This window comes from Kitasatospora sp. NPDC048194, assembly GCF_043202455.1.
GTDB lineage: Bacteria > Actinomycetota > Actinomycetes > Streptomycetales > Streptomycetaceae > Kitasatospora.
The window spans coordinates 58,816-85,228 of sequence record NZ_JBIDAK010000009.1 but is presented as its reverse complement, the minus strand read 5'-3'; the positions used below and the strand labels follow the sequence as shown (position 1 = coordinate 85,228).

20 protein-coding genes and 1 tRNA gene are annotated in these 26,413 nt (G+C 73.5%); 15 read left to right on the top strand and 6 right to left on the bottom strand.

Annotated features, from left to right (window positions below; all coding sequences use genetic code 11):
• Window positions 1-144 precede the first annotated feature (144 nt).
• Window positions 145-2,865, top strand: a complete 2,721-nt coding sequence (locus ACGF07_RS13990) for a penicillin acylase family protein (protein WP_392898380.1) — start codon at window positions 145-147, stop codon at window positions 2,863-2,865.
• 182 nt (window positions 2,866-3,047) lie between these two features.
• On the opposite strand, the gene ACGF07_RS13985 is transcribed toward ACGF07_RS13990, so the two are convergent.
• Complete coding sequence (locus ACGF07_RS13985) at window positions 3,048-3,635, bottom strand: 5-formyltetrahydrofolate cyclo-ligase (RefSeq protein ID WP_392898377.1); 588 nt, start codon at window positions 3,633-3,635, stop codon at window positions 3,048-3,050.
• Window positions 3,636-3,685: 50 nt separating this feature from the next.
• Here ACGF07_RS13985 and ACGF07_RS13980 point away from each other — a divergent pair, with 50 nt between their 5' ends.
• From ACGF07_RS13980 to ACGF07_RS13935, 10 genes are all read left to right on the top strand, one after another.
• Entirely contained in the window at window positions 3,686-4,594 is a 909-nt protein-coding gene (locus tag ACGF07_RS13980; protein ID WP_392898374.1) for a GGDEF domain-containing protein, read from the top strand.
• 51 nt (window positions 4,595-4,645) lie between these two features.
• Entirely contained in the window at window positions 4,646-5,566 is a 921-nt protein-coding gene (galU, locus tag ACGF07_RS13975; RefSeq protein ID WP_350747364.1) for a UTP--glucose-1-phosphate uridylyltransferase GalU, read from the top strand.
• Window positions 5,567-5,591: 25 nt separating this feature from the next.
• The gene (glp, locus tag ACGF07_RS13970) at window positions 5,592-6,929 is read left to right on the top strand and encodes a gephyrin-like molybdotransferase Glp (protein WP_392898371.1); all 1,338 of its coding nucleotides are present in this window, start codon (window positions 5,592-5,594) and stop codon (window positions 6,927-6,929) included.
• Between the two features lie 131 nt (window positions 6,930-7,060).
• Complete coding sequence (gene moaC, locus ACGF07_RS13965; protein WP_392898601.1) at window positions 7,061-7,501, top strand: cyclic pyranopterin monophosphate synthase MoaC; 441 nt, start codon at window positions 7,061-7,063, stop codon at window positions 7,499-7,501.
• Window positions 7,498-8,013, top strand: a complete 516-nt coding sequence (locus ACGF07_RS13960) for a molybdenum cofactor biosynthesis protein B (protein WP_392898368.1) — start codon at window positions 7,498-7,500, stop codon at window positions 8,011-8,013. The genes moaC and ACGF07_RS13960 overlap by 4 nt, the downstream gene beginning before the upstream one ends.
• Complete coding sequence (locus tag ACGF07_RS13955; protein WP_350747387.1) at window positions 8,010-8,636, top strand: GNAT family protein; 627 nt, start codon at window positions 8,010-8,012, stop codon at window positions 8,634-8,636. Before ACGF07_RS13960 ends, ACGF07_RS13955 begins: the two co-directional genes overlap by 4 nt.
• A gap of 150 nt (window positions 8,637-8,786) precedes the next feature.
• The gene (locus ACGF07_RS13950) at window positions 8,787-9,800 is read left to right on the top strand and encodes a hypothetical protein (protein WP_392898365.1); all 1,014 of its coding nucleotides are present in this window, start codon (window positions 8,787-8,789) and stop codon (window positions 9,798-9,800) included.
• A 70-nt stretch (window positions 9,801-9,870) separates the two neighbouring features.
• Window positions 9,871-9,944 (top strand) — tRNA-Ala (locus ACGF07_RS13945).
• Between the two features lie 232 nt (window positions 9,945-10,176).
• On the top strand, window positions 10,177-11,526 hold the full coding sequence (locus ACGF07_RS13940; RefSeq protein ID WP_392898362.1) for a glycosyltransferase 87 family protein: 1,350 nt from the start codon (window positions 10,177-10,179) through the stop codon (window positions 11,524-11,526).
• A gap of 15 nt (window positions 11,527-11,541) precedes the next feature.
• On the top strand, window positions 11,542-13,161 hold the full coding sequence (locus ACGF07_RS13935; protein ID WP_392898359.1) for a DUF2079 domain-containing protein: 1,620 nt from the start codon (window positions 11,542-11,544) through the stop codon (window positions 13,159-13,161).
• A 30-nt stretch (window positions 13,162-13,191) separates the two neighbouring features.
• On the opposite strand, the gene ACGF07_RS13930 is transcribed toward ACGF07_RS13935, so the two are convergent.
• From ACGF07_RS13930 to ACGF07_RS13920, 3 genes are all read right to left on the bottom strand, one after another.
• A complete protein-coding gene (locus tag ACGF07_RS13930; RefSeq protein WP_392898356.1) occupies window positions 13,192-13,656 on the bottom strand; it encodes a universal stress protein in 465 nt (154 codons plus the stop codon).
• 63 nt (window positions 13,657-13,719) lie between these two features.
• Window positions 13,720-14,583 carry a peptidase gene (locus ACGF07_RS13925; RefSeq protein WP_350739311.1) on the bottom strand — a complete coding sequence of 288 codons (864 nt, stop codon included), beginning with the start codon at window positions 14,581-14,583 and terminating at the stop codon, window positions 13,720-13,722.
• Window positions 14,584-14,585: 2 nt separating this feature from the next.
• A complete protein-coding gene (locus tag ACGF07_RS13920) occupies window positions 14,586-15,917 on the bottom strand; it encodes a VWA domain-containing protein (RefSeq protein WP_392898353.1) in 1,332 nt (443 codons plus the stop codon).
• 435 nt (window positions 15,918-16,352) lie between these two features.
• Between ACGF07_RS13920 and ACGF07_RS13915 the strand changes: the two genes are divergently transcribed.
• From ACGF07_RS13915 to ACGF07_RS13900, 4 genes are all read left to right on the top strand, one after another.
• Window positions 16,353-17,678 carry an FtsW/RodA/SpoVE family cell cycle protein gene (locus ACGF07_RS13915; protein ID WP_392898350.1) on the top strand — a complete coding sequence of 442 codons (1,326 nt, stop codon included), beginning with the start codon at window positions 16,353-16,355 and terminating at the stop codon, window positions 17,676-17,678.
• Entirely contained in the window at window positions 17,678-19,186 is a 1,509-nt protein-coding gene (locus ACGF07_RS13910; RefSeq protein ID WP_392898347.1) for a penicillin-binding transpeptidase domain-containing protein, read from the top strand. The genes ACGF07_RS13915 and ACGF07_RS13910 overlap by 1 nt, the downstream gene beginning before the upstream one ends.
• Before the next feature lie 183 nt (window positions 19,187-19,369).
• Window positions 19,370-20,929 (top strand): APC family permease, encoded by a 1,560-nt coding sequence (locus ACGF07_RS13905; RefSeq protein ID WP_392898344.1) that lies wholly within the window; start codon window positions 19,370-19,372, stop codon window positions 20,927-20,929.
• A 128-nt stretch (window positions 20,930-21,057) separates the two neighbouring features.
• A complete protein-coding gene (locus ACGF07_RS13900; protein WP_350739290.1) occupies window positions 21,058-22,464 on the top strand; it encodes a glycosyltransferase 87 family protein in 1,407 nt (468 codons plus the stop codon).
• 103 nt (window positions 22,465-22,567) lie between these two features.
• Here ACGF07_RS13900 and ACGF07_RS13895 read toward each other — a convergent pair whose 3' ends face one another.
• Complete coding sequence (locus ACGF07_RS13895; RefSeq protein WP_392898340.1) at window positions 22,568-24,331, bottom strand: penicillin-binding transpeptidase domain-containing protein; 1,764 nt, start codon at window positions 24,329-24,331, stop codon at window positions 22,568-22,570.
• A 231-nt stretch (window positions 24,332-24,562) separates the two neighbouring features.
• Window positions 24,563-26,374 (bottom strand): phospholipid carrier-dependent glycosyltransferase, encoded by a 1,812-nt coding sequence (locus tag ACGF07_RS13890; protein WP_350739284.1) that lies wholly within the window; start codon window positions 26,372-26,374, stop codon window positions 24,563-24,565.
• Between the last annotated feature and the right edge of the window lie 39 nt (window positions 26,375-26,413).

Below are 26,413 nucleotides of genomic sequence, written 5' to 3'. Positions count from 1 at the left end.
TTACTCATTCTAACATTTTGCCATATCTTTAGCTTGGTCCCCCGTTCACGGCGCTCCGCCGACTCGGCCTAATGTGGTGCCCTGTCACGGCCGCAGGCCCTGGACACGCCCGCCCGCCCCGAAGTCAGGACCGCAAGGACCCAGATGCCCCGCTCGAAGAAGTTCCGGCGCGCCCGTCTGATCGTGATCGTGCTGGTCGTGCTGCTGGTGGCCGGAGTCGGCTACGGCGGCTACCGCGGGGTCACCGCGGTCCGTGCCTCCTTCCCGGAAGTGGACGGCAGCGTCAAGGTGGCGGGCCTGAGCGCGCCGGTCGACGTCAAGCGGGACGCCAACGGCATCCCGCAGCTGTACGCGGACACCGCCGAGGACCTGTTCCGCGCCCAGGGCTACGTCCAGGCGCAGGACCGCTTCTGGGAGATGGACGTCCGCCGCCACATCACCGCCGGCCGGCTGTCCGAGATGTTCGGCGACGGCCAGGTCGACACCGACGCCTTCATCCGCACCATGGGCTGGCGGCAGGTGGCGCAGAAGGAGTTCGACACCAAGCTGTCGCCCGAGACCAAGAAGTACCTCCAGGCCTACTCGGACGGCGTGAACGCCTGGCTCGCCGAACACCCCGGCGGTGAGAAGGCCTCGCTGGAGTACGCCCTGCTCGGCGTCGTCAACAGCGGCTACAAGCCCGAGCAGTGGACCCCCGTCGACTCGGTGGCCTGGCTCAAGGCGATGGCCTGGAACCTCTCCGGGAACCTCCAGGAGGAGGTCGACCGCTCGCTGCTGGCCCAGGACTTCGGCCCGGACAAGATCGCCGAGCTGTACCCGGAGTACCCGTACTCCCGCAACGGCACCATCGTGAAGACCGGCACCGTCTCCGGCGACACCTACCGCCCGGCCGACGGCTCCACGCCGTCCGGCGCCGCCCCCGGCAGCGCCACCGCCCAGGGCGCGGCCACCACCAAGGCGCTGATGCAGGGCCTCACCGACCGGATCGACGCGATGCCGCAGCTGCTCGGCCGCCCCGGCCAGGGCATCGGCTCCAACTCCTGGGTGGTCGCGGGCTCGCACACCACCACCGGCAAGCCGCTGCTGGCGAACGACCCGCACCTCGGCCCCGGCCTGCCCTCGGTCTGGTACCAGATGGGCCTGCACTGCCGGACCGCCTCGCCCGCCTGCCAGTTCGACGTCTCCGGCTTCACCTTCGCCGGCATGCCCGGCGTGGTGATCGGCCACAACAAGGACATCGCCTGGGGCTTCACCAACCTCGGCGCCGACGTCACCGACCTCTACCTGGAGAAGGTCACCGGACCGGACACCTACCAGGTGGACGGCAAGGACGTGAAGTTCGACCTGCGCAAGGAGACCATCAAGGTCGCCGGCGGCGAGGACCGCACCATCACCGTCCGCACCACCCAGACCGGCGCCCCGCTCATCTCCGACCAGAGCACCGAGCAGCAGAACGTCGGCAGGTACGCCCCCAACGGCAGCTCGGCGCCCGACCGCGGCACCGGCGGCTACGGCGTCGCCCTGCAGTGGACGGCGCTCAGCCCCGGCAAGACCATGGACGCCGTGTTCGAGCTGGACCGGGCCCGCAACTGGGACGACTTCCGCAGCGCCGCCAAGGACTTCGCCGTCCCCGCGCAGAACCTGATCTACGCCGACGCCAAGAACATCGGCTACCAGGCCCCGGGCGTCATCCCGGTGCGCGGCAAGGGCGACGGCTCCATGCCCGCCCCCGGCTGGGACCCCACGTACCAGTGGAAGCCGGACCCGGTCCCGTTCACCGCGCTGCCCTGGAGCCTCAACCCGTCCTCGGGCTACATCGTGACCGCCAACCAGGCCGTGGTGGACCAGGGTTACAAGTACTCCCTGACCAAGGACTGGGAGTACGGCACCCGGGCCAAGGAGATCACCGACCAGATCGAGGGCCTGCTCAAGAACAACGGCAAGATCTCGCCGGACGACATGCAGAACCTGCAGCTGGACAACACCAGCATCATGGCCAAGACGCTGGTCCCGCTGCTGCTCAAGCAGCAGATCGACGACCCGTACGTGCGCGAGGCCCAGGACCTGCTCAAGGACTGGAACTACCACCAGGACGCCGACTCCGCCGCCGCCGCCTACTACAACGGCGTCTGGCGCAACCTGCTCGGCCTCGCCTTCGGCCAGAAGTTCCCGGCCGACATCCGGGCCAAGGACAACTGCCTGCTGGTGCGCCAGCAGGACGACCCGACCAAGCCGGACAGCTCCAGCAGGATCGTCACCCAGTGCGGCACCCGCGACCCGGGCAAGGCCCAGCCGGACGGCGGCGACCGCTGGACCGAGGTGGTCCGCGCCCAGCTCGACAAGCCCGACAGCTCGTGGTGGACGTACATCGACTCCCAGCACAAGGAGCAGAAGGGCCTGGACAACCTGCTCAAGGAGGCGATGAAGAACGCCCGGCAGGACCTGACCTCGCTGCTCGGCAAGGACGTCTCCACCTGGAGCTGGGGCCGCCTGCACAAGCTGGAGCTGCGCGAGCAGACCCTCGGCACCGACGACTCCTCGATCGCCTCCGGCGTCGTCCACAAGCTGCTCAACCGCGGCCCCTACCGCCTCTCCGGCGGCTCGGCGGCGGTCGACGCGGCGGGCTGGAACGCGGCGGCCGGCTACCAGGTGGACTGGATCCCGTCGATGCGCATGGTGGTCGACCTCAACGACCTGGACTCCTCGCGCTGGGTCAACGTCGGCGGCGCCTCCGGCCACGCCTTCAACGACAACTACAACGACCAGACCGACCTCTGGCTCAAGGGCAAGCTGCTGACCTGGGCCTTCACCCCGGACGCGGTGGAGAAGGCGACCAAGCACAAGCTGGTGCTCGCCACCGGCTGACGGTCCGCAGCACGGCGCCAGACCGGCGGCCCCGCTCCCACCCGGGAGCGGGGCCGCCGCCGTTCCCGGCCGAGCTGCGGCCGTTTACCGCCGAAGCCGCCGTTCCCGGCCCGGCCCCGTGCTCAGTCGCTGCGCCGTTCCCGCCGGAGTCCCGTGCTCAGCTCCCGCCCGAAGTCCCGTGCTCAGCCGAGCCTGCACACCCCCGCCGGGGTCACCGCCAGGTCCACCGGCCGGTCGTGCGGCTCGTCCGGCACCCGTTCCAGCACCTCGTCCTCGTACAGCAGCACCGCCAGCACCGGCCGCACCCCGGCCCGTTCCAGCCGGGCCAGCACCCGGTCGTAGCTGCCGCCGCCCCGGCCCAGCCGCAGCCCGGCACGGTCCACCGCCAGACCGGGCAGCAGCACCAGCGAGGCCGCCGTCACCGCCTCCGGCCCCAACCGCGGCCCGACCGGCTCCAGCAGTCCGCGCCCGGCCGGGGCGAGCGCCTCCGGCCCCGCGTACTCGGCCCAGTCGAGGTCGTTGTCCGGCAGCAGGACGGGCAGCAGCACCCGGGCTCCCGCCGCCCGCAGCGCGTCCAGCAGCGGCCTGGTCCCCGGCTCCGCGCCCACCGACACGTAGGCGGCCACGGTCGCGCCCGGCCCGGCCAGTTCCCCGGCGTGCCCGGCCAGCGCGCGGGCGGCCTCCGCACGCCCCTCGGCGGACCGTGCGCGGCGTCGCGTCAACAGCCGTGACCTCAGGTCGCTCTTCTCGTTGTGCACCGGATCCTCCATGTCTCCAGACCGCCGACGCGCAGAGCCTGACACGCGAAAGGGCGCCCCGATTGTCCACCCCGCTCCTGCTCCAGGCCCTGGCCGTGCTGAGCGCCCCGGCCACGGGCGCCGCCACCGTGCTCGGGCTGCGCGCCCGCCGGGAGCGGGCCGGGGCGGCCGAGGAGCGGCAGCGGCTGCGGGCGCGGATCGCCGAACTGGAGGAGCGCTGCGCCGAGCTGGAGCGCACCGCCTCCTGCGACCCGCTCACCGGCGTGTGGAACTACCGCCACCTGCAGCTCACCCTCGACCGGGAGATCGAACGGGCCCGCCGCGCCGAGCACGCCGACCAGGCCGACGGGCCGCGCCCGCTCGCGGTGCTGCTGCTGGAGATCGCCGGCTTCGACGCCGTCATCGCCGAGCACGGCCGCGCCCGCGGCAACGCGATACTGCGCGACCTCGCCCAGCGGCTCGCCATGGAGATCCGCCGCTCCGACACCCTCGGCCGCTACAGCGGCCACGAGTTCCTGGTGATCCTGCCGGACACCGGCGCCGACGGCGCCGCGCAGGTCGCCGAGCGGCTGGTCTGGTCGGTCCGGCGCCACCTGCTGCTCGACTGGTCCTCCGGCACCCGCGCGCCCCGGCCGGCCCGGGGCAACGGGCTGACCGCCTCGGCCGGCGTCGCCGTGCTGCCCGGGGACGGCACCCATGCCGCCGTCCTGCTCCGGGCCGCCGACGCGGCGCTCGCGGAGGCCCGGGCGGCCGGCGGCGACTGCTGGCGCACCGCACCGCCCCCCGGGCGGCGTTCCACCGGGCCCGGCGGGCCGCCCGCCACCCCTCCGGAAGGGGCGGCGACTGCCGAACGTGACCGTTCGGAAAAGGCGGGTAGTCTGTCCGCCTGTACCGGAGGGGACCCGCTTGCCCAGCCGGTCGCTTCCCATACGCCTGCCACCGTGGCCGTGCCCCGCGACGCGCTGTCCTAGCCGTCCGACCGCGCTCGGCCGGGCGAAAACGTGCCTGAGTAAGGTAAACGCATGACGACGACCACCTCCCGAATTCCGGTAACCAAGGCCGTGGTACCCGCGGCCGGACTGGGCACCCGCTTCCTGCCGGCCACCAAGGCCACCCCGAAGGAGATGCTGCCCGTCGTCGACAAGCCGGCGATCCAGTACGTCGTCGAGGAAGCCTCGGCGGCCGGCCTGTCCGACATACTGATGGTCACCGGCCGTAACAAGCGCGCGCTGGAGGACCACTTCGACCGCGCCTACGAGCTGGAGGAGCTGCTCGTCCGCAAGGGCGACGAGGACCGCCTGCGCCGGGTGCGCGAGTCCGTCGAGCTCGCCAACATGCACTACGTCCGCCAGGGCGACCCCAAGGGCCTCGGCCACGCCGTCTCGGTCGCCGAGCAGCACGTCGCCGGCCAGCCCTTCGCCGTCCTCCTCGGCGACGACCTGATCGACCCCCGCGACCCGCTGCTCGCCCGCATGATCGAGGTGCAGCAGGAGCTCGGCGGCTCGGTCGTCGCCCTGATGGAGGTCGACCCCTCCCAGATCCACCTGTACGGCTGTGCCGCCGTCAAGGCCAACGGCTTCGGCGAGGACGTCTTCCAGGTGACCGACCTGGTCGAGAAGCCCGAGCCCGGCGAGGCCCCCTCGAACTACGCCGTCATCGGCCGCTACGTCCTCGACCCGCTGGTCTTCGACGTGCTGCGCGAGACCCCGCCCGGCCGCGGCGGCGAGATCCAGCTGACCGACGCGCTGCGCGAGCTGACCAGCCGTGAACCCGCGGACGGCGGCCAGGTGCACGGCGTCCTCTTCAAGGGCCGCCGCTACGACACCGGCGACCGCGCCGACTACCTGCGCGCTATCGTCCGTCTGGCCGCCGAGCGCGAGGACCTGGGCCCGGAGTTCCGCTCCTGGCTGCGGGAGTTCGTCGGCTCCGAGCTGCAGGACTGACACCCAGACAGAGAGCGAGCCGCCGATGACCGGGTCCACCGAGCACAACACCACCTCCGCAGCCTGCTGCGACGGGTCCGGGGACCGGGCACCGGCGGCTCCTCGCTTCTGGACCGTCGACGAGCACCTCGCCGACGTGCTCTCCGCCGTCGGCCCGCTGCCCGCGATCGAGCTCCAGCTGCTCGACGCCCAGGGCTGCCGGCTCGAGGAGGACGTGGTCGCCGACGGCGACCTGCCGCCCTTCGACAACAGCTCGATGGACGGCTACGCGGTCCGCACCGCCGACACCGAGGGGGCCACCGACACCTACCCGTCGGTGCTCTCGGTGGTCGGCGACATCGCCGCCGGCGCGGGCGAGCTGCCCAAGGTCGGCCCCGGTCAGGCCGCCCGGATCATGACCGGCGCCCCCGTGCCGCCCGGCGCCCAGACCGTCGTCCCGGTCGAGTGGACCGACGGCGGCACCGGCACAGGGGTGGCCGCCGCCGCGATGACCGCCCCGGTCGCCGACGAGGAGGTCCGGGTGCTGCGCCCGGTCGCCGAGGGCGCGCACATCCGCCGGCGGGGCAGCGACGTCGCGGCCGGCGCCACCGTCCTGGAGGCCGGCACCCGGCTCGGCCCGACCCAGATCGGCCTGCTCGCGGCGATCGGCCGGCCCACCGTGAAGGTCCGCCCGCGCCCCCGGGTGGTGGTGCTCTCCACCGGCAGCGAGCTGGTCCAGCCCGGCGAGCCCGTCGGGCCCGGGCAGATCGCCGAGTCCAACAGCTTCACCCTCACCGCGGCCGCCCAGGAGGCCGGCGCCATCGCCTACCGGGTCGGCGCCGTCCCCGACGAGGCCGAGCGGTTGCGCGCCGTCCTGGAGGACCAGCTCGGCCGGGCCGACCTGATCGTCACCAGCGGCGGGGTCAGCGTCGGCGCGTACGACGTGGTCAAGGAGGTCTTCGCGTCCTACGGCGGGGTCGACTTCCGGAAGCTGCGGATGCAGCCCGGCAAGCCGCAGGGCTTCGGCCGGATCGGCGGCGGGGCCGGGGTGCCGCTGCTCGCGCTGCCCGGCAACCCGGTGAGCGCCTACATCTCCTTCGAGCTGTTCGTCCGCCCGGTCATCCGGACCATGCTCGGCGCCGCCGACGTGCACCGTCCGGTGGTGCGCGCGCTCTGCCCGTCCGCGCTGCGCTCCCCGGCCGGCCGGCGGCAGTTCCTGCGCGGCCGGTACTCGGCGGCGGAGGGCACGGTCGAGCCGGTCGGCGGCGCGGACTCCCACCTGGTGGGCGCGCTCGCCAGGGCGAACTGCCTGATCACCGTCCCCGAGGACGTCACCGCACTGCCGGCCGGCAGCGAGGTCGACGTGGTGTTGCTGGACTCCTGACCCCCTCCCCCCGCGGAGGGAGGGGTACGGTAGCGCGGTATTCGACCTGCGCGCCCCTGGAGTGACCCGTGACGACGACACCGAGCCCCGGCGACCGCCTCACCCACGTCGACGAGCAGGGCGCCGCCCGGATGGTCGACGTCTCCGAGAAGGCCACCACCGCGCGCACCGCCGTCGCGGCCGGGCGGGTCACGGTCTCCCCGAAGGTGGTCGAGCTGCTGCGCGGCGAGGGCGTGCCCAAGGGCGACGCCCTCGCCGTGGCGAGGATCGCCGGGATCATGGGTGCCAAGCGCACCCCGGACCTCATCCCGCTCTGCCACCCGATCGCCGTCTCCGGGGTCACGGTCGACCTCGCCGTCGCGGACGACGCGGTCGAGATCACCGCGACCGTCAGGACCGCCGACCGCACCGGCGTGGAGATGGAGGCGCTGACCTCGGTGACGGTGGCCGCGCTGACCGTGATCGACATGGTCAAGGCGGTGGACAAGGGCGCCGCCATCGAGTCCGTCCGGGTGCTCAGCAAGACCGGCGGCAAGAGCGGCGACTGGTTCGCGCCGGAGGCCGGGGCATGACGCCGGTCGGCAGGGCACTGGCCGTCACCGTCTCCAACCGGGCCTCGGCCGGGGTCTACGAGGACAAGGGCGGCCCGCTGCTGGTGGCGGGCCTGACCGCGATGGGCTTCACCGTCGACGGCCCCCGGGTCGTCCCCGACGGGGAGCCGGTGGAGGCCGTCCTGCGCGAGGCCGTCGCCGCCGGGTACGACGTGGTGCTGACCACCGGCGGCACCGGCATCTCGCCGATGGACCTCACGCCCGAGATGACCGCCCGGGTGATCGACCGCCCGATCCCCGGCATCGCCGAGGCCGTCCGCGCCCACGGCCGGGACAAGGTGCCGACCGCGGCGCTCTCCCGCGGGCTCGCGGGGCTCGCCGGACGTACCCTGATCGTCAACCTGCCGGGCTCGACCGGCGGCGTCAGGGACGGCCTGGCCGTCCTGGAGCCGCTGCTCGCCCACGCCGTCGACCAGCTCGGCGGCGGGGACCACCCCCGGCCCGACGCACCAGCTTCCGGGAGAGCGCACTGAACGCCGGCTGGCCGGTAGAGCTCCACGAGGGGGAGGTCACGCTGCGCCCGATCCGGGCCCGTGACCAGCGCGAGTGGCAGGAGGTGAGCCGCCGCAACCGGGACTGGCTGCGGCGCTGGGAGGCGACCGTGCCGCCCGGCCCGGCGGGCCGGGTCGCGGGGCCCCGCCCGACGTACCGGCAGATGGTCCGCTTCCTGCGGCACGAGGCCTCGGCCGGCCGGATGCTGCCCTTCGTGGTGCTCTACAAGGACCAGCTGGTCGGCCAGTTGACCGTCGGCGGGATCACCTGGGGCTCGATGTGCTCGGCCAACATCGGCTACTGGATCGACGAGGCCGTGGCCGGCCGGGGCATCATGCCGACCGCCGTGGCGCTTTCGGTGAACTACTGCTTCCGCACGCTCGGACTGCACCGGATCGAGGTCTGCATCCGCCCGGAGAACGGCCCGAGCCGGCGGGTGGTGGAAAAGCTCGGCTTCCGCTCCGAGGGAATCCGCCCGCGCTATCTCCACATCGACGGCGACTGGCGGGACCACCTGGTCTATGCCCTGACCGCCGAGGAGGTCCCGGAAGGGATGCTGGAGCGGTGGCGGGCGCTCAGCTCCGGCCAGGGCCCCGATAATTGAATACATGTTCGAAAGAAATATCGATATGGCATCGGCGCGTCGGCGGACCGCCACAAATACCGGCAAAATAGTCGGAGAATCAGCTTGATCACACGACACGCCGCGTCAAATTGCTGCCACGCCTTCCCCGTCGCCCGTACGGTGTGAATCGTGAGCAGTAGCGGCCTTATCTACGCCGTCATCGTAGGGGCCTGGGCCGCCTATCTGGTGCCGATGTGGCTCCGCAGGCAGGACGAACTCAACGAGGCGCGCCCGACGGAACGCTTCAGCACCGCCATCCGCCTGCTGGCCGGGCGTTCGGCGCTGGAGCGGCGGGCAGCCCGGGCCCTGGGCGACGAACCGCGCGACGACGAGCACAGCGACGACGGTCCTCCCGAACGGGACGAGGCCGCCTCCGGCGACCCCGCCGCCCGGGAGTCCGAACCCCTCGCGGAGCGATCCGCGGAACGTCCGGCCGAACGGCCGGCCCCCGCGCGGCCGGTCGGGACCGAGCGCCGGGCCCGGCTGCTGGCCCGCCGGCGCCGGATGGTCACCGTCCTCTTCCTCGCCTTCGCGCTGGGCGCCGTGGTCGCGGCGGTGGCCGGACTCGCCTTCCTCTGGGTCCCGGCGGTGCCGGCGGTCCTCCTCACCCTCTACATCGGCCACCTGCGCAAGCTGGAGCGCCAGCGGTACGAGGTGAAGCTGGACCGCGCCCGGGCCGCCCAGGCGGCCGAGCACCTGCGCCGCCGCGAGCAGCAGCGCGCCGAGGCCCCGGCGGCCGGGCGGCACCCGGCCGAGGAGCCCGCCGACGCGGAACCGGCCCCGGCCGCGCCCGCCGAGCAGCCGCCCGGCCGCCGCCCGCACCTGCGGCTGGCAGCCGAGCCGGAGGAGCCCACCGTCGCGGTGTCGGCCTCCGCGGTGGCCGAGGCGACCGAGCACGAGGAGTGGGTCGACGGCATGCGGGAGCGCGGTGCGGCCGGCCCGGACTCCTGGGAGCCGGTGCCCGTCCCGCTGCCGACCTACGTCACCGCTCCGGTCGCCCCCCGGGTCTCCCGCGGCCTCGACCTGTCGGCCCCCGGCACCTGGACCGCCGGGCGCCCGGCCGAGCCCCGCAACACCCCGCTGTTCGACCAGTACGCCGAGGCCCCGGAGCCGGAGGCCCGCCGCCGCGCGGCCAACGAATGACGGTGACCGCCCCCCGGTCAGGGGGGTGGTCACGGACCCCCTCCGGAAGGTGCTAGAGTTTCTTCTCGTTGGGGCTGTGGCGCAGTCCGGTAGCGCACCTCGTTCGCATCGAGGGGGTCAGGGGTTCGAATCCCCTCAGCTCCACCCAACGGATCGACTCGGATCGGTCCGGAAATCCCGCCGGGAGTCAACTCCCGGCGGGATTTCGCGTTTTGCGCCCACCGGGATCCTCGGGGCGGGCGCCGTGGCGGAGATCACAACACGCTCCCGGCCGGGATTCTGACGCCGTTTGGGCCTCAGGGGGGTCGGTTATGGTGGGTGGACCCAGACGCTGACGAGGGAACGATCTGGTCTATCTCAACGGGGTGCCATCGCGGTGCGCGAGTTCGGTCTGGAACGGTGGACGCGAGAAGCGGACCCGGAGGAACCCGGCGGACGCCCGGCGACCGGAAGACCGAACTCCCTGACCCTCGCGGCGAGCTGCGCGGCGGCGCTGTCGCTGGCGGCGTTCGTCCTGGTGCGGCACCTCCACGGGGCGACCATGGTCGACATGCTGGTCTACCGTGCCGAGGGCCGGGCGGTGGTGGACGGCACGGACCTCTACGCGATGCGGCTGCCCGGCTGGGACCTGCCGGCCACCTACCCGCCGTTCGCCGCGCTGCTGTTCGTCCCGAGCTCCTGGTTCGACGTGAGCACCCTGCGCGTCCTGGTGATGCTCCTCAACTACGCGCTGCTGGCCCTCGCCGTCCACCTCTCGCTGCGGCTGGCCGGCTGGCCCCGGCGCACCCGCCCGGGCGCCGTGATCCTCGCGACCGGCCTCGCCGTCTGGCTGGAGCCGGTGTACACCACGTTCCAGTACGGCCAGGTCAACCTGGGCATCCTCTGCCTGGTGCTGTGGGACCTGACCCGCCCGGACCGCAGCCGGTTCAAGGGCGTCGGCATCGGCCTGGCCACCGCCGTCAAGATCACTCCGGGCCTGTTCACCGTCTACCTGTTCCTGACCGGCCGGATCCGGGCCGGCCTGGTCTCGGTCGCCACCTTCCTCGGCGCGGGCCTGATCGGCTGGATCGCGCTGCCGGACGCCTCGTACGGCTTCTGGAGCACCTACCTGTGGGATCCGAGCCGGGTCGGCGTCACCGTGCTGGTGGACAACCAGTCGCTGCGCGGCGCCGTCTGCCGGCTGCTCGACGCCAACGACCCGGGGTCGGTCGGACTGGTCGCCTCCGCGCTGGTCGGGGTGGTCGGGCTCGGGGTGGCGGTGCTCGCCGGGCGCTCCGCCCGGGTGCTGCGCCGGGCCGACGCCTGGGGCGCCGTCTGCGCGGCCCTCACCGCGCTGCTGGTCTCGCCGATCAGTTGGACCCACCACTGGGTGTGGTGCATCCCGCTGATCGCCCTGCTGGCGGTGGAGGCCAGGACCGGGGCGCGGCGGGTGCTGCCGGCCGTGCTGCCGGTGGTGACGCTGGCGGTGTTCCTCTCCCACGTGATGTGGGCGGTGCCGCACCGCTGGGGGCGCGGCGTCGCCTGGTACTGGCAGCTGCCCGGCTCGATCTACCCGCTGCTCGGCATCGCGGTGCTGGCCGTCGTCGGCCGGCGGCTGTACCGCGCCCGGCGCGGGGCCGTCGACGCCTCGGCCGGCGCCCGGGCGCTGCTGGAGCCCGTCCGGGACACGGGGGACGTCCGGGACGCCGAGCTCGAGCGTGACCCCGCCCTGACCAATCGGACCTGACGGATCAGAGTCGACGTGACCACCCAGACCGCAACCCCGACGCCGTCCAGGGCCGCCGCGCCCGCCGCCCGCCGGGCGGTGGCCGTCCTGGACTCCCCGGCCCGCCGCACCGCGCTGCTCGGTGCGCTGTGCTTCGCGGTGACGTGCGCCGTCGGCCTCCAGGGCTGGGCCTCCGTCTCGCTCGGTGGCTTCGACCTCGGCATCTTCGACCAGGGCGTGCGCGGCTACGCCCACTTCGGGCTGCCGGTGTCGACGCTGAAGAGCTACCACCACGAGTTCCCGCCCGGCTTCTCGCTGCTGGGCGACCACTTCTCGCCGGTACTGGCGCTGCTCGCGCCGCTGTACTGGATCTGGGACGACCCCCGCTCGCTGATCATCGGGCAGGCGCTGCTGTTCGCGCTCGGGGTGCCGCTGATCCGGCGGATCGCCGCCCACTGCTTCGCTTCCGCCGAGCCGCGCACCGCCCGGCGGGCGGCCGACCTGGCCGGGCTGGTCCACGCGCTCGGCTGGCCGCTGCTGGTCGCCGCCCGGGTCGGCTTCCACGAGGTGGCGTTCGCCGTCCCGCTGACCCTGCTGATGCTGGAGCGCGGCCTGGCCCGCCGGTACGGCACGGTGGTGCTCGCCGCCGCCCTGCTGTGCTGCACCAAGGAGGACCTCGGCCTCATGGTCGGCGCGTACGGCCTGGTGCTGCTGCTCCGCAACCGCCGCACCGGGGACCGCGCCGGGCGCTTCACCGGGATCGGGCTGCTGGTGGGCGGGCCGGTCGCCTCGGCGGTGGCGATCACGTGGCTGATCCCGGCGATGGGCGGGGAGCCGGGCTACTACTGGAACTACACGGCCCTCGGCGCCGACGGCGGCGAGGCCGTCCGCAACCTGCTGCACGACCCGTCCCTGCTGGTCCGGACGGCCTTCGACCAGCCGCTCAAGCCGCTGCTGCTGCTCTGGCTGTTCGGCACGATGTTCCTGCTGCCGCTGCGCTCGGCGACCGCGCTGTGCGCGCTGCCGCTGCTGGCCGAGCGGATCCTGTCCAGCAACCCCAACCACTGGTCGATCGCCCGGCACTACGACTCGATGCTCTGGCCGATCCTGCTGACCGCCGCGATCGAGGTGCTGGGCCGGCTGAGCGGCGCCGAGCGGCCCGAGCGGACGCGTCGGCGCGCCCGGCTGCTGGGTCTGGGCGCGGCGGGGGTGGCGCTGGTGGCCGCCGTGCCGATCGGACTGCTGCAACTGGCCGTGCCGTCCTCCTGGGAGCCGAGGGCGAGCGAGGCCGCGCTGGTCCGGGCGGCCGCGTTGATCCCGGACGGGGCCTCGGTGGAGGCGGACAACCAGATCGCGCCGCGGCTGACCGCGCGGGCCGACGTGGTGCTGGTGGACGGGACGCCGCGCGGACGCGAGTACGTGCTCACCCGCTCGGACAAGCGGTCCTTCCCGTTCAAGACCGACCGGGAGCAGGCCGACCGGATCCAGCTGCTGCTGGCCCACGGCTACCGGCAGGTCTGGGCCGAGGACGGGGTGGTGCTGCTGCACCGGGAGAGTGGTGAGCCGGTACCCGGCGAGCACGTGCCCGGGCCGGGCAGCAAGCCGGTCCAGGACGAGGTGCCGTCCGACGTGGGACACAACCTGTTCAAGGGCTGAGGCCCCGGTCACGGGCTGCGGGTGCCCTGGTCACAGGCCGTCGGCGCCGCCCGGCCCGGGCTCCCGGACGATGACCACCGGGCAGGGCGCGTGGTGCAGGCAGTACTGGGCGACGGTGCCGAGCGGGGCGTCCGGCGGGGTGGAGCGGCCGCGGTTGCCGAGGACCAGCAGGGCGGCTCCGCCGGCGGCGGCGACCAGGGCGGGGCCGGGCGCCCCGGCCTTGAGGTGGCGGCGCAGCGGCACCGCGCGGGCGGCGGCCGTCTCGGCCAGGCCCGCCGACTCGGCGAGGATGGCGGCGGCCCGCCGCTCCGGGCCGAAACCGTCCAGGGCGGGCGGGACGAGGCCGTGCTCGCCGTGCAGGCAGGGGAACTCCCAGACGGCCACCGCCTCCAGCGGGCCGCCGGTGAGGCCGGCCAGGCGGGCCGCCCAGACGACGGCCGCGCGGGCGGGCGCGGAGCCGTCCACGCCGACCACGATCCGGCCGCGGGGCTGCATGCCCCCATGGTCGCAGAACGCGGCAGGGCCGGCCGGACGTCCGGCCGGCCCTGCCGCGGGCGGTTACGGGCGGTCGGCGTAGGAGCCGTGCTGGTGCGAGCCCTGGGGCGGGACGCCGCCGTAGCGGCCGGGGCGCTGCCCGTGCGGGTGCCGGGTCAGGTTGTAGCCGAGGACGCCGGCCAGCGCGGCCAGGAAGCCGCCGCCGATGGTCCAGTACCAGCGGCTGTTCCAGCCGGAGAACCAGCCGGTGTACCAGTGCTCCTCCTCGGCCACCGGGGCGGCCGGCTTGGCGGTGCCGGCGCCGCCGCCGACCGGCGGGACCAGCGGGGCCTTCAGTTCGCCGCCCTCGGGCTGGGCGTTGTCGGCGCCGCCCTTGGAGCTGACGTGCAGGCGGGCGCCGGCGGCCAGGCCGAGGTCGGGCTGCGGGGCGTCGCTGACCGAGAGCCGGACGTAGTAGGTGCCGGGCAGCGGGTCGCCGGACCACGGCTCGGCCCAGGTGCGGACCTCGCGCAGGGTGCAGTCGAGCGCCACGGTGGCGGTGCTCTGGTCGGCGGTGGCGTTCTGGGTGCCGGCGGTGCAGGCCTGGCGGCGGCGCAGCCCGTCGAAGACCTCGACGGTCCAGGTCTGCGGGCCGTGGCGGTCGGCCGAGGGGGCCAGGGTGACGTTCAGGCGGACCGTCGGCGTCTGGCCCTCGGAGGCTCCGAACGCCCAGTACAGGTAGTCGCCGGTGGAGATGGAGACGTCGGCGTCCTGGCCGGGGGAGAGGTTGACCGCGGTCAGGAAAGAGGTGCCGGCCTTGGTGGCCGGGGCCGGGGTGCCGCTCGCGCTCGCCGAGGGCGACGGCGCGGCGGAGGCGGCGGGGGCGCCCAGCGCGAGGGCGGGGAGCAGGGCGAGGGCGGCGAGGGCGCCGCGGATCGTCGTACGCATGGTCAGTTCTCCCGCCAGACGGCGATGCGCCAGCGTGCGATCCAGCCGAAGAGCAGGCCGAAGGCCAGGCCGGCCAGGGTGAGGGTGAGCAGCAGGATCCAGCCGCGGCCTAGGCCCATCGCGGCGCCCTCGGGGGCGGGCGAGGAGGAGGCCAGGTCGACGGTCAGTTCCAGCGGCATGCCGGGGTCGGTCTGGACGCCGGGCTGCGGGGCCAGCGAGTTGCTGACGACCAGGCAGACGGTGGTGTCGGGCTTGTCCTTGGCCGAGGAGGACGCGGAGGTCGGGCTCGCCGTGACGTAGCCCTTGGAGTCGGCGGTGGACCAGCGCAGGCCGGTGGAGATCACGTCGGCGCGGGTGCTGCCGGCGTCGGTGCCGCGGACGAGCTCCTGGCCGGTGGCGCTGGTCGCCTGGAGCAGGACGCCGTAGTCGCGGTTCACCGCGCGGTCGAGCGAGACGCTGACGGAGGCGCGCAGCTCCTGGCCGGACTTGACCGGGATCTTGTAGACGCGGTGCTCGGAGAACTTCTCGCGGTCGCTGTAGACGCCGGGGGCGAGCACGGGTGCGCTCTCGCACTTGTCGGTGCCGGCGGTCTTGGTCGGGGTCACCGCGTAGGTGTCGTTGGTGCGGTCGACCAGCTGCTTGACCTTGTCGGTGAGCTGCTGGGGGGTGCGGACGTCGGTGTAGGTGCCGCCGGTGGCGTTGGCGATGCAGAGCAGCTGCTGGCGGGTCTTGTCGTCGTGCGCCAGGCCGAGGGTGTCGACCACCAGGTGGATGCCCTGGGCGGCGAGTTCGCGGGCGACGTCGCAGGGGTCGGGCGGGGTGCAGGTGTCCTCGCCGTCGGTGATGAGCACCACCCGGCGGGTGGTCTCGCCCTTGCCGAGGTCCTGCGCGGCGCCGCGCAGGGCCAGGCCGATCGGGGTCCAGCCGGTGGGCCGCAGGGTGGCGACCGCGGTCTTGGCCTCGACCTTGTCGGTCTTGCCGACCGGGAAGAGCTGCTTGGTGTCCTGGCAGCCGAGGTTCCTGTCGTTGCCGGGGTAGGTCGCGCCGAGGGTGCGGATGCCGAAGTCGGTCTCCGGCGGGAGGGCGTCGATCACCTCGTTCAGCGACTGCTGGGCCACCGAGATGCGGCTCTTGCCCTGGATGTCGGTGGCGGTCATGGAACCGCTGACGTCCAGGATCAGGTCGACCTTGGGGTTCTCCTTGGGCGCGGCTGAGGCGCCGGCTGTTGGTTCGCTGGCATGGGCGGGCAGGCCGAGGAGCAGCGAGGCGCCCGTTATCGCCAGGGCGGTCAGCAGGCTGCCGAGCCTGGTCGTCGGTCGTCGTCCGGTAGTCACGCGCCAGATCCTAGGGATCATCAGTTCGCCAAGGCCAAACGGGACCGGACGGTGCTGCCGCCCGCCGGTCCGTGAACTCCGCGAAATGGGCGGGACCTTGTGGCTCCCGGGCATCACGCCGCTCCTACCCGCGCCCGGATAGCCTTCGACGGGACGTGGACACGGGGGCGGGTGGCCCTGCCCTGGGGCGAACTGGTGCTCGCCACGGCTCTGCTGGCCGTCGTCGGTGCCGGCGCGGCCGTTCTGGCGGGGCGGCGGGCGCCGTGAGGTGCGGGGATGATGCCGGCAATGGCGGACACACCGGGGCGAAGAGCCGATGCGCGTGGTCCGTGCTCGTTAGATTGACGGATCTGGGCGCGGGCGCCGCCGCACCGGCGCCCCGATCCGGCTCCTCCGCCTCCCCCAGGACGGTTCGTGGCGACACCCTCCGCCGTGATGAGATCCGCCCGGCCGGCCCGGTCGGTGCCGACCGGGCGCACCACCGAGCTGCTGCTGGTGCTGACCGCCGTCCTGGCCGCCGTGTTCGGCTACATCGAGGTGGGCGCCAACCTGGACGGCGCGGTGCCGGCCGACGCGGCGGCCTACGCCGCCGTGCTGGGCGTGCCGGCCCTGGCGGCGCACGCCGTCGTCCGGTGGCGGGCCCGGTACGCGGATCCGCTGCTGCTGCCGATCGCCGTGCTGCTCAACGGGATCGGGCTGGTGGTGATCCACCGGCTGGACCGGGCCACTCCGGGGCGGGCGGCCGCCTCGGCCCAGCTGCTCTGGTCGGGTCTGGGAGTGGCGCTGTTCATCGCCGTCGTGCTGCTGGTGCGCGACCACCGGCGGCTGCGCCGCTACGCCTACCTGGGGGCGCTGCTGGCCCTGGTGCTGATGGTGCTGCCGATCTTCTTCCCACCGGTGTACGGCTCGCGGATCTGGATCGTGGTCGGGCCGCTCTCCTTCCAGCCGGGGGAGTTCGCCAAGGTGCTGCTGGCCGTCTTCTTCGCCGCCTACCTGGCGGTGCACCGGGACGCCCTGGCGCTCACCGGCCGCCGGGTCTGGCGCTGGCAGCTGCCGCGCGGGCGGGTGCTCGGGCCGGTGCTGCTGATCTGGGCGGCCTCCGTCGGCGTGCTGGTGCTGGAGACCGACCTCGGCACCTCGCTGCTCTTCTTCGGCCTCTTCGTGGTGATGCTGTACGTGGCCACCGCGCGCACCGGCTGGATCGCGATCGGCCTGGGCCTGGCGGCGGTCGGCGCTGTGACGGTCGGCCTGCTCTCACCGCACGTCCACAGCCGGGTGGCGGACTGGCTGGACCCGCTGGGCTCGATCGCGGCGGGCCGGGGGGCCAACCAGCTCGCCCAGTCGCTGTTCGCCTTCGCCTGGGGCGGTGAGCTGGGCACCGGGCTGGGCAACGGCCACTCGGTGCTGATCGGCTTCGCCGCCAAGTCGGACTTCATCCTCGCGACCATCGGCGAGGAGCTCGGCCTGACCGGGCTGATCGCGGTGTTCCTGCTCTACGCGGTGCTGGTCTCGCGGGGGTTCCGGACCGGCATCGCGCTGCGCGACCCCTTCGGGCGGCTGCTGGCGATCGGCCTGGCGGCCATCGTCGGCCTGCAGGTGTTCGTGGTGGCCGGCGGGGTGCTCGCGCTGATCCCGCTGACCGGGATGACCATGCCGTTCATCGCCCAGGGCGGCTCCTCGGTGGTGACCAACTGGATCATCGTCGCGCTGCTCGTGCGCATGAGCCACGACGCCCGGCAGCCCGTCCCCGAGGGGCCGTGATGGCGCGGATCCGGCTGCGGGGGAACGGCCCGCAGGGGCTGCCCGGGATCTCGGTCACCGGGCGCCGGGCGGCCACCTTCTGCCTGCTGCTGGTCGCGGCGCTGTGCGTGCAGGCCACCCGGGTGCAGGTCTTCGAGGCGGCGGACCTCGACCGCAACACCGCCAACCAGCGGCTCACCGTCGAGCGCTACGCCCAGCCGCGCGGGAACCTCCTGGTCGGTGGCGAGCCCGTCACCGGCTCCCGGGCCACCGGCGGCCGGTACGCGTACAAGCGCACCTACACCGACGGCCCGGCCTACGCCGCCGTCACCGGCTTCGCCTCCCAGGCGTACGGCACCACCCAGCTGGAGGCGACCGAGGACGGCCTGCTGACCGGCACCGACGGACGGCTGACCGGCTGGGCGCTCTGGGACGCGATCACCCGCAGGCAGAGCCCCGGCGGGGACGTGCACACCACGATCGACCGGGCCGCCCAGCAGGCCGCGATGAGCGGGCTCGGCCGCCAGAAGGGCGCGGTGGCGGCGATCGAACCGGCCACCGGGCGGATCCTGGCGCTGGCCAGCACGCCCTCCTACGACCCGGGGAGCTTCGCCGGAGCCGGCGGCGCCGACCGGACGGCCTGGAACCGGCTGCAGGCCGACCCCGACCAGCCGATGCTCAACCGGGCGCTGCGCCAGACCTACCCGCCGGGGTCGGCCTTCAAGGTGGTCACCGCCGCGGCCGCGCTGGCGAGCGGGGTGGTCACCGATCCGAGCGCGCCGACCGCGGCGCCGTTCCCGTACGTGATGCCGGGGACGACCACGGCGCTGGTCAACGACAGCGCCGTCTGCGACCGGCCCGGGCAGTCGCTGGACGCGGTGATGACCGCCAGCTGCAACAGCGTGCTCGGCTACCTCGGGGTGCGGACCGGGCTGGAGCGGATGGTGGCGACGGCCGAGGGCTTCGGCTTCAACGACCCGGAGCTGGACGTCCCGGTGCGAGCGGCCCGGTCGAACTTCGACACGCGGATGGAGCCGTCGCAGCTGGCGCTGTCCTCGATCGGGCAGTTCGACACCGCGGCCACCCCGCTGGTGATGGCGATGGTCGCGGCCGGGATCGCCAACGACGGGACGGTGATGCGGCCACAGCTGGTGGACAGGCTGACCCGGAGCGACGGGACGGCGGTGGAGGTGATGAAGCCGGCCGTGTACCGGCGCCCGCTGACGCCGGCGGTGGCCGGGCAGGTACGGAGACTGATGACCGACGTGGTGGAGAACGGCACCGGCGGCAACGCCCGGATCGCCGGGGCGGTGGTCGGCGGCAAGACCGGCACCGCCCAGCACGGGGTGGACAACAGCGGAACGCCGTACGCCTGGTTCATCTCCTGGGCCAAGCCGGCCGGCTCGGACGCCGTGCCGCCGGTCGCGGTGGCCGTGGTGGTCGCGGACAGCGGTGCCTCGGACGTCACCGGGGGCGCGCTGGCGGCGCCGATCGCGCGGGAGGTGATGCGGGCGGTGCTCGACCGCTGAGACCGGCCGGTAGCGGCGCTGAACTGGCCTTTTACCCCGCCTTGAGAGGGGTCTGCCGTGTGCGAAGTGTCCGGTTCGTTACCTTCGGTACTACGGTTCGTACAATGCGGAGCCCGGGACTGTTCGTTTGCGACACTGGTGCATTCGGGGGGTACTGTCCCATCTTTGTTCGGTTGGTCCCCGATGGCACCCCCTCGTGCCCCGGGTGACCGGACACTAGGACACCCTCCCCCGCCTAGAAGGATCGCGGTCTTGGCCAGCAACACCCTTGGTGCGCGTCTACTGCGACGCAAGCCCGTATCGTCCCTGATCGCGGAGAGCGACGGCCACAGCGGCCTCCCGGCCGGTGCGCCCGAGGAGGGCGGACGCTCCGGCATCCACCTCCGCCGCTCCATCGGGCTCTGGCAGCTGTCCGCGATCGGCATCGGCGCAACCATCGGCACCGGCATCTTCTTCGTGCTCAGGGACGCGGTCCCGGCGGCCGGACCGGCCGTCATCCTGTCCTTCGTGGTCGCCGCGGTCACCGCCGGACTCACCGCGCTCTGCTACGCCGAGATGGCCTCCGCGATCCCGGTCTCCGGCTCCTCGTACTCCTACGCCTACGCCACCCTCGGCGAGGGCGTCGCCTTCGGCGTCGGCATCTGCCTGCTGATGGAGTACGGCGTCTCCGCCTCCGCGATCGCGGTGAGCTGGGCCGAGTACCTGAACAAGTTCCTCGACCTCGCCTTCGGGGTGAAGATCCCCGAGCAGCTGTCCGGCGCCCCCGGCGGCGGCCACTGGTTCAACCTGCCGGCCCTGCTGCTGGTCGCCATGGTCTGCTTCCTGCTGGTCCGCGGCGTCAGCGAGTCGGCGAAGGTCAACGCGGCCATGGTCGGAATCAAGATCCTGATCCTGCTGCTGTTCGTCGGCGTCGCGCTCACCGGCTTCCACTCCGGCAACCTCACCCCGTTCATGCCGCTCGGCATCGGCGGTGTGCAGGTCGCCGCGTCCAGCATCTTCTTCTCCTTCATCGGCCTGGACGCCGTGTCCACCGCCGGTGAGGAGGTCGAGAACCCGCGCCGCACCCTGCCGCTGGCGATCATCATCTCGCTGGTCGTGGTGACCCTGATCTACATCCTGGTCGCCCTCGCCGGCATCGGTGCCCAGCCGTGGACCAAGTTCGACGGCCAGGAGGCCGGGCTCGCCCAGATCATGCAGGACATCACCGGCCAGGGCTGGCCCGCGATGATCTTCGCGGTCGGCGCGATCATCTCGATCTTCAGCGTCACCCTCGTGGTGATCTACGGCCAGACCCGCATCCTGTACTCGATGGGCCGCGACGGCATGCTGCCCAAGCGCTTCGCCCAGCTCTCCCCGCGCACCGGCACCCCGGTCTGGAACACCATCGTGGTGGGCGTCGGCGTGGGCGCGCTGGCCGCGTTCATCCCGCTGAACGTCCTGGCCGACATCACCAGCCTCGGCACCCTGATCGCCTTCTCGGTGGTCTCGATCGGCGTGATGGTCCTGCGCCGCACCCAGCCCGACCTGCCGCGCGGCTTCAAGGTGCCCGGCTACCCGGTCGTCCCGCTGGTCAGCGTCGCCTTCTGTGTCTACCTGATCGCCGGGCTGCACGCCGACACCTTCCGGGCCGGCGGGATCGCCCTCGCCGTCGCGGTGGTCGTCTACTTCGGCTACAGCATCAAGCACTCCAAGCTGGAGCAGAACGAGGAGCAGGCCGCCCCGGTCGACAGTCCGACCGTCTGACCAGGCCGTTATCCAATCGTGAAGGGCCGCCGCTCGGTACGGCACCCGGCGGCCCTACGCGCGTAGCACCCCGATCGGCGCGGAACGCCATGGCGACAGGGCCCGCTCGGCACCCATAACCTTCCACCATGGTGAGCACCCGCACGCCCGGCTTCTCCCGCCCGCGCGGCCGCTTCACCGGCCGCGCCAGAACGCCGGCCCAGACCGTCAGCGCCGAGGTGCCGTCCAGACCCGGACGGCCGCCGAGAGGCTTCTCGACCCGGCCGTTCCCCCGACAGCGTGGTGAAAGCACGTTTCCGCCCACGCCCGATCGGTGGAATCCCGCCCGGCTCGCCTCGCTGCGCTCGGTCCAGCTGCTCGGCTGTCTGGTCGCGGCCGGCTGGGCCGCCGCCTTCCCCCTGGTCTCCGACCTGCCCAACCAGCGGCTGTGGGGCCTGGTCGCGGCCCCCGCCTACCTGCTGGCCGGGCTGTTCTGCCTGGCCCTGCCGCGCCCTTACGCCCCGCAGGCCGCCGCCGCGGTCGCCCTCGCCGGCGCCGTCTTCGCCCCCCTGGGACTGCTCGCCCTGAGCGGCCGCCACCAGTCCGAGGTCATGGTGGTCGAACGCTCGGCCCACCTGCTGCTCACCACCGGTGACGCGTACCTGCCGCACCCGGTGGTGGTCACCGACTACAACCCCTACCTGCCGGCCATGGCCCTGTTCGGGTTGCCGCGCCAGCTGCTCGGCAGCTCCACCGCCTTCACCAGGGTCGCCGGCGACGCGCGCATCTGGTTCGCCCTGACCTTCGTCGCCTGCCTGCTGTGCGCCTGGCGGCTGCTGCGGCCCAGCCGGGACCGCGCGCCGCTGCTGCCGCTGGCCGTGCTCACCGCCTCGCCGCTGATAGCGCTCGCCCTCGCCGTCGGCGGAGTCGACCTGCCGCTGATCGGGGTCTGCTGCCTGGCCATGGCGCTCGCCGAGCGGGACCGGACCGTCGGCGCCGGCCTGGTGCTCGCCCTGGCCTGCAGCCTCAAGTGGACCGCCTGGCCCGCCCTGCCGGTGGCCGTCCTGCTGCTCTGGCGGCTGTACGGGCGCCGGCCCGCCGCCCGCACCGCGCTGATCGGGGTCGGGGTGAGCGCGGCGGTGATCCTGCCGTCCGTCCTGACCCAGCCGGACCAGGTGCGCGACCAGGTGGTGCGCTTCCCGCTCGGGATGACCGCGATCCGCACCCCGGCCGGCAGCCCGCTGCCCGGCAAGGTGCTGGCCGGCTTCGGGCCCACCGGGCACTCGATCTCGCTGGCGCTGATGACGGTGGCCCTGGTCGGGGTGGCGATCTGGCTGCTGGCCCGGCCGCCGGTCTCCGCGATCGCGGCCGCCGACCTGCTGGCCGCGGGCCTGGCGATCGCCTTCACCCTCGCCCCGGCGGGGCGCTTCGGGTACCTGGCGCTGCCGGTCGTCCTGGTGATCTGGCCCCGGCTGGCGGCCCGGCGCTGGAGCAGCCGCCGACCCGTCCCGACCCGGCTGCTGAACGCGCCGCAGCCGGTGCTGCCTGGGCGCTGAGGTCCCGACCGACGGGCGGAACGGCCGAGGGCCGGAGCCTGCGGGGGACGGACCGGGGCCCGCGCGACCGTCACGGTCGAACGGGCTCCGGGAGCCCTCCCGCTCAGCGGCCGGCGGCCGCCTTGAGCAGCGAGGCGACCGCCGGGCCGGCCGCGTCGACGCCGTGGCCGCCGCCCTGGACCTCGGCGGCGACCGCGATGTTGCCGCGGAAGGCGGTGAACCAGCTGTTGGTGGTGGACGCGCCCTGCACCTCGGCGGAACCGGTCTTGGCGCCCGCGTTGTCGGTGATCCCGGCCATCACGTCCTTGGCCGTGCCGCCGACGGCGGTGGCGTTCATCATCGCGCGCAGCTTGGTGGCGACGTCCGGCGCGATCTGGCGGGCCGCCTGCTGCTGCGGCAGGCCGGCGACCAGGATCGGCTGCTTGAACGCGCCGCTCTGGACGGTCGCGGTGATCGAGGCGATGGCCAGCGGGTTCATCTGGACCTTGCCCTGGCCGATGTAGTTCATGGCCTGCTCGTCCTTGCTGCCCGGCGTCGCCGGCACCTTGCCGTCGGCGTTCGGCAGGCCGGTCTTCCACTCCAGGCCGATGCCGTACACGTCCTTGGCCGTGGCGGCGAGCGTCTCCGGCCTGAGGCTGGTCAGGCCCTGGTTGATGAAGGCCGTGTTGCAGGACACCATGAAGTCCTGCTGGAGGGTGTTGTTCGGGAAGGCGCCGGGGAAGTCGTTCGGGATCGCCACCGGGTTGCTGCTCTTCTCCGGGCACGCCACCACGGTGTCCGGGTTGATCCCGGCCTCCAGCAGGGCCGTCGAGGTGACGATCTTCATCGTCGAACCCGGGGCGAGCAGGCCGGTGAAGGCCCGGTTCTGACCGGTGGCCGGCGCGTTGGCGAAGGCCAGCACCTGGCCGGTGCTCGGCTCGATCGCGACGATGGAGCCGGACTTGCCGCCCAGGTCCGTCATCGCCTTCTCGGCGGCGGCCTGGACGGTGTTGTCGATGGTGACCTTGAACGGCTTGCCGGGCTTCGGCTCGACGATGGTGAACAGCTTGTCGGGCGCGGTCTTGCCGGCGGGGTCGGTGATCACCACGGCGCTGCCCGCGTCCTGGTCCTTGTTCGGGTCCGGCGGCAGCAGCTTGCGGGCGTTGTCCTGGAGGCTGGCCATCAGCGCCGGGGTGAGCGAGGCGCCCTGCAGCGGCTTGCCGTTGCGGTCCACCACGGTGGACGGCGGGGCGAAGACCTGCTGGGTGGCGATCGTCTCGGCGCCGGACAGGTGCGGGTGGATCACCGACGGGGCCCAGTGCACGGCCGGGGTGTTGTCGCTCATCTTCACGACGTTCAGGAAGCCGTTGTAGTCCCAGACCCGGCTGGTGCCCTCGAACTCGGCCCGCGCCTTGAAGCCCATCAGGACGCCGGTCGGCCCGGGGGTGGCGGACGGCGAGTCGGTGGCCCCGGGGGTGCCGGTCCCGGACGGGGCCGCGGAGGCCGCGCCGGTGGGCTTGGCCGGGGTGGGCGTGCCGGTGGCGGAGGCGAAGGCCTGGGGCGTGGCGGGGCCGGCCGGGGTGAGGGTCAGCGCGCTCGGCTTCACCGAGTCCTTGAAGGCCGTCAGCGCGGTGGTGGCCGTCGCCGGGTCGTCGGTCAGCGCGGCCGCCTTGGCGATGTCGCCGGACGCCCAGGCCGCCAGGAAGTCCTTCGCACCGCTGGCGGCCTGGTCGGCGGAGGGGGGCTCGGCGACCACCGTCCGGGCCTTCTTGCCGTCGGAGGACCCGGAACCCGAGCCGCCCATCAGGCTGTAGGCGCCGTAGCCGCCGCCCGCCAGGACGACGACGGACACGCCGGTGATGATGCCGATCTTCGCGCCACTGCGCATGGTGCAGGTCCCCCAGGGTCTCGCGGCCGGGCGCAACCGGCCGGGGGCCGGAAACGCGGTACCTCCCCACCCTAGGCAGGGCGGATCGGTGCGCCGACGAAACGCCCGGGACTTGTGACGGATCTGGTACGTGTCGTGCACCGCGTACGGACGGTTCGGGGGTGCCCTGTGTGGGCGGACGGTCCGGCGGCGCCAACCGGGCCGGGGCCGGGCCGGGTGCCGCGACGCGGCTCAGATCCAGGTGTTGAACCACATCCGGCTGCGCCAGTCGTCCAGCGGGATGGTCTGCCCGGTGAACAGCGGGAAGAAGTACAGGAAGTTCCAGACGATCAGCAGCACCAGCAGCCCGGCCGCCGTCGCCCCGATGATCCGGCGGTCCCGGGGGGCGCCCGGCGGCCCGATCAGGGCGCCGAGCAGCATCGTCACGGCGAGCACCAGGAACGGGACGAACACCACCGCGTAGAAGAGGAAGATCGTCCGCTGCTGGTAGAGGAACCACGGCAGGTAGCCGGCCGCCAGGCCGCACAGCAGGGCGCCCGCCCGCCAGTCCCGCCGGAACGCCCAGCGCCACAGGCAGTACACCAGCGCCACCACGGCCGTCCACCACAGCAGCGGGGTGCCCATGCCCAGCACCTCGCGGGCGCAGTCGGCGGCCGTGCAGCCGGCCTGGCCGAACTTCGGGGACTCGTAGTAGAAGGAGACCGGGCGGCCCAGCACCAGCCAGGACCACGGGTTCGACTGGTAGGTGTGGGGGTCGCTCAGGTGGGTGTGGAACTCGTAGACCGTCGAGTGGTAGTGCCACAGGGCGCGCAGGCCCTCGGGTATCCACGGGTAGTCGGTGGAGCGGCCGACCGCCCAGTCCCGGCCCCAGCCGCCCCGGCCGGGCGCGGTGCTGCTGGCGAACCAGCCCCACCAGGAGGCGAGGTAGACGGCCACCGAGACCACGACGACCGACACGAAGGCCGGCACCACGTCCCGGGCGAGCACCGCCAGGTACGGGCGCGGCGCGCCGGCCAGCCGGCGGGCGCCGACGTCCCACAGCACGGTCATCACGCCGAAGGCCGCCGCCACGTACAGCCCGCTCCACTTGGTGGCGCAGGTCAGGCCGACGCAGACGCCGGCCGCGATCCGGTACGGGCGCCAGCCCAGGTGCAGCCGCTGCGCCGCCCGCGCGTCGGCGACCCCGCCCAGCCGGGCCGCCAGCCGGGCCCGGGTGCGGTCGCGGTCCAGCAGCAGGAAGCCGAAGGCGGCGAGCATCCAGAACATCACCACCAGGTCCAGCAGCGCCGCCCGGCTGAGCACCAGGTGCAGGCCGTCCACCGACAGCAGCAGGCCGGCCACGCAGCCCAGCAGGGTCGAGCGGAACATCCGGCGGGCGATCCGAGCCAGCATCAGCACCGACAGGGTGCCGAGCAGCGCCACCGCGAAGCGCCAGCCGAAGGGGTTCATGCCGAACAGCTGCTCGCCCGCGCCGATGATCCACTTGCCGACCGGCGGGTGCACCACGTACGAGGGCGTCGCGCGGTACGGGACGGCCGCGCCCGGCGTCATGATCGTCGTGTTGGCGTCCTCCGGCCAGCTGATCTCGTAGCCGCCGTGCCAGAGCGCGTAGGCGTCCTTGGCGTAGTAGGTCTCGTCGAAGATGATCGCGTGCGGCTGCCCCAGGTTCGTGAACCGCAGCAGCCCGGCGAACACCGCCACCGCGATCGGACCCAGCCAGCCGGACCAGCGGCACAGCAGGTACCAGAGGCCCTGCGGCAGCCGGACGCCCAGCCGCAGCAGCAGCGGTGACTGCGGGACGTCCCGCGCGGTCACCCCGGAGCCGTCCGGCATCGGGGGCGCCAGGCGCTCGGTGAGCGTCGCGGTCGGGCCCGGGCGGTAGCCGTACCGGGCCAGGCGCTCCCGCCAGCCCGGCGCCGCCTCCGGGGGCGACGCGGGCCCGGCCCCCGTGGTCGGAGCCGGGCGGGGGGACGGCAGGCCGACACCGCCCTGCGCGGAGTGGTCCGTACCAGTGGGCGTCTGCGCCGCCGTGTCGCCGTTCATCCGCCACATCGTAGGGGCGCTCTTCGCACGGTTGAGCGG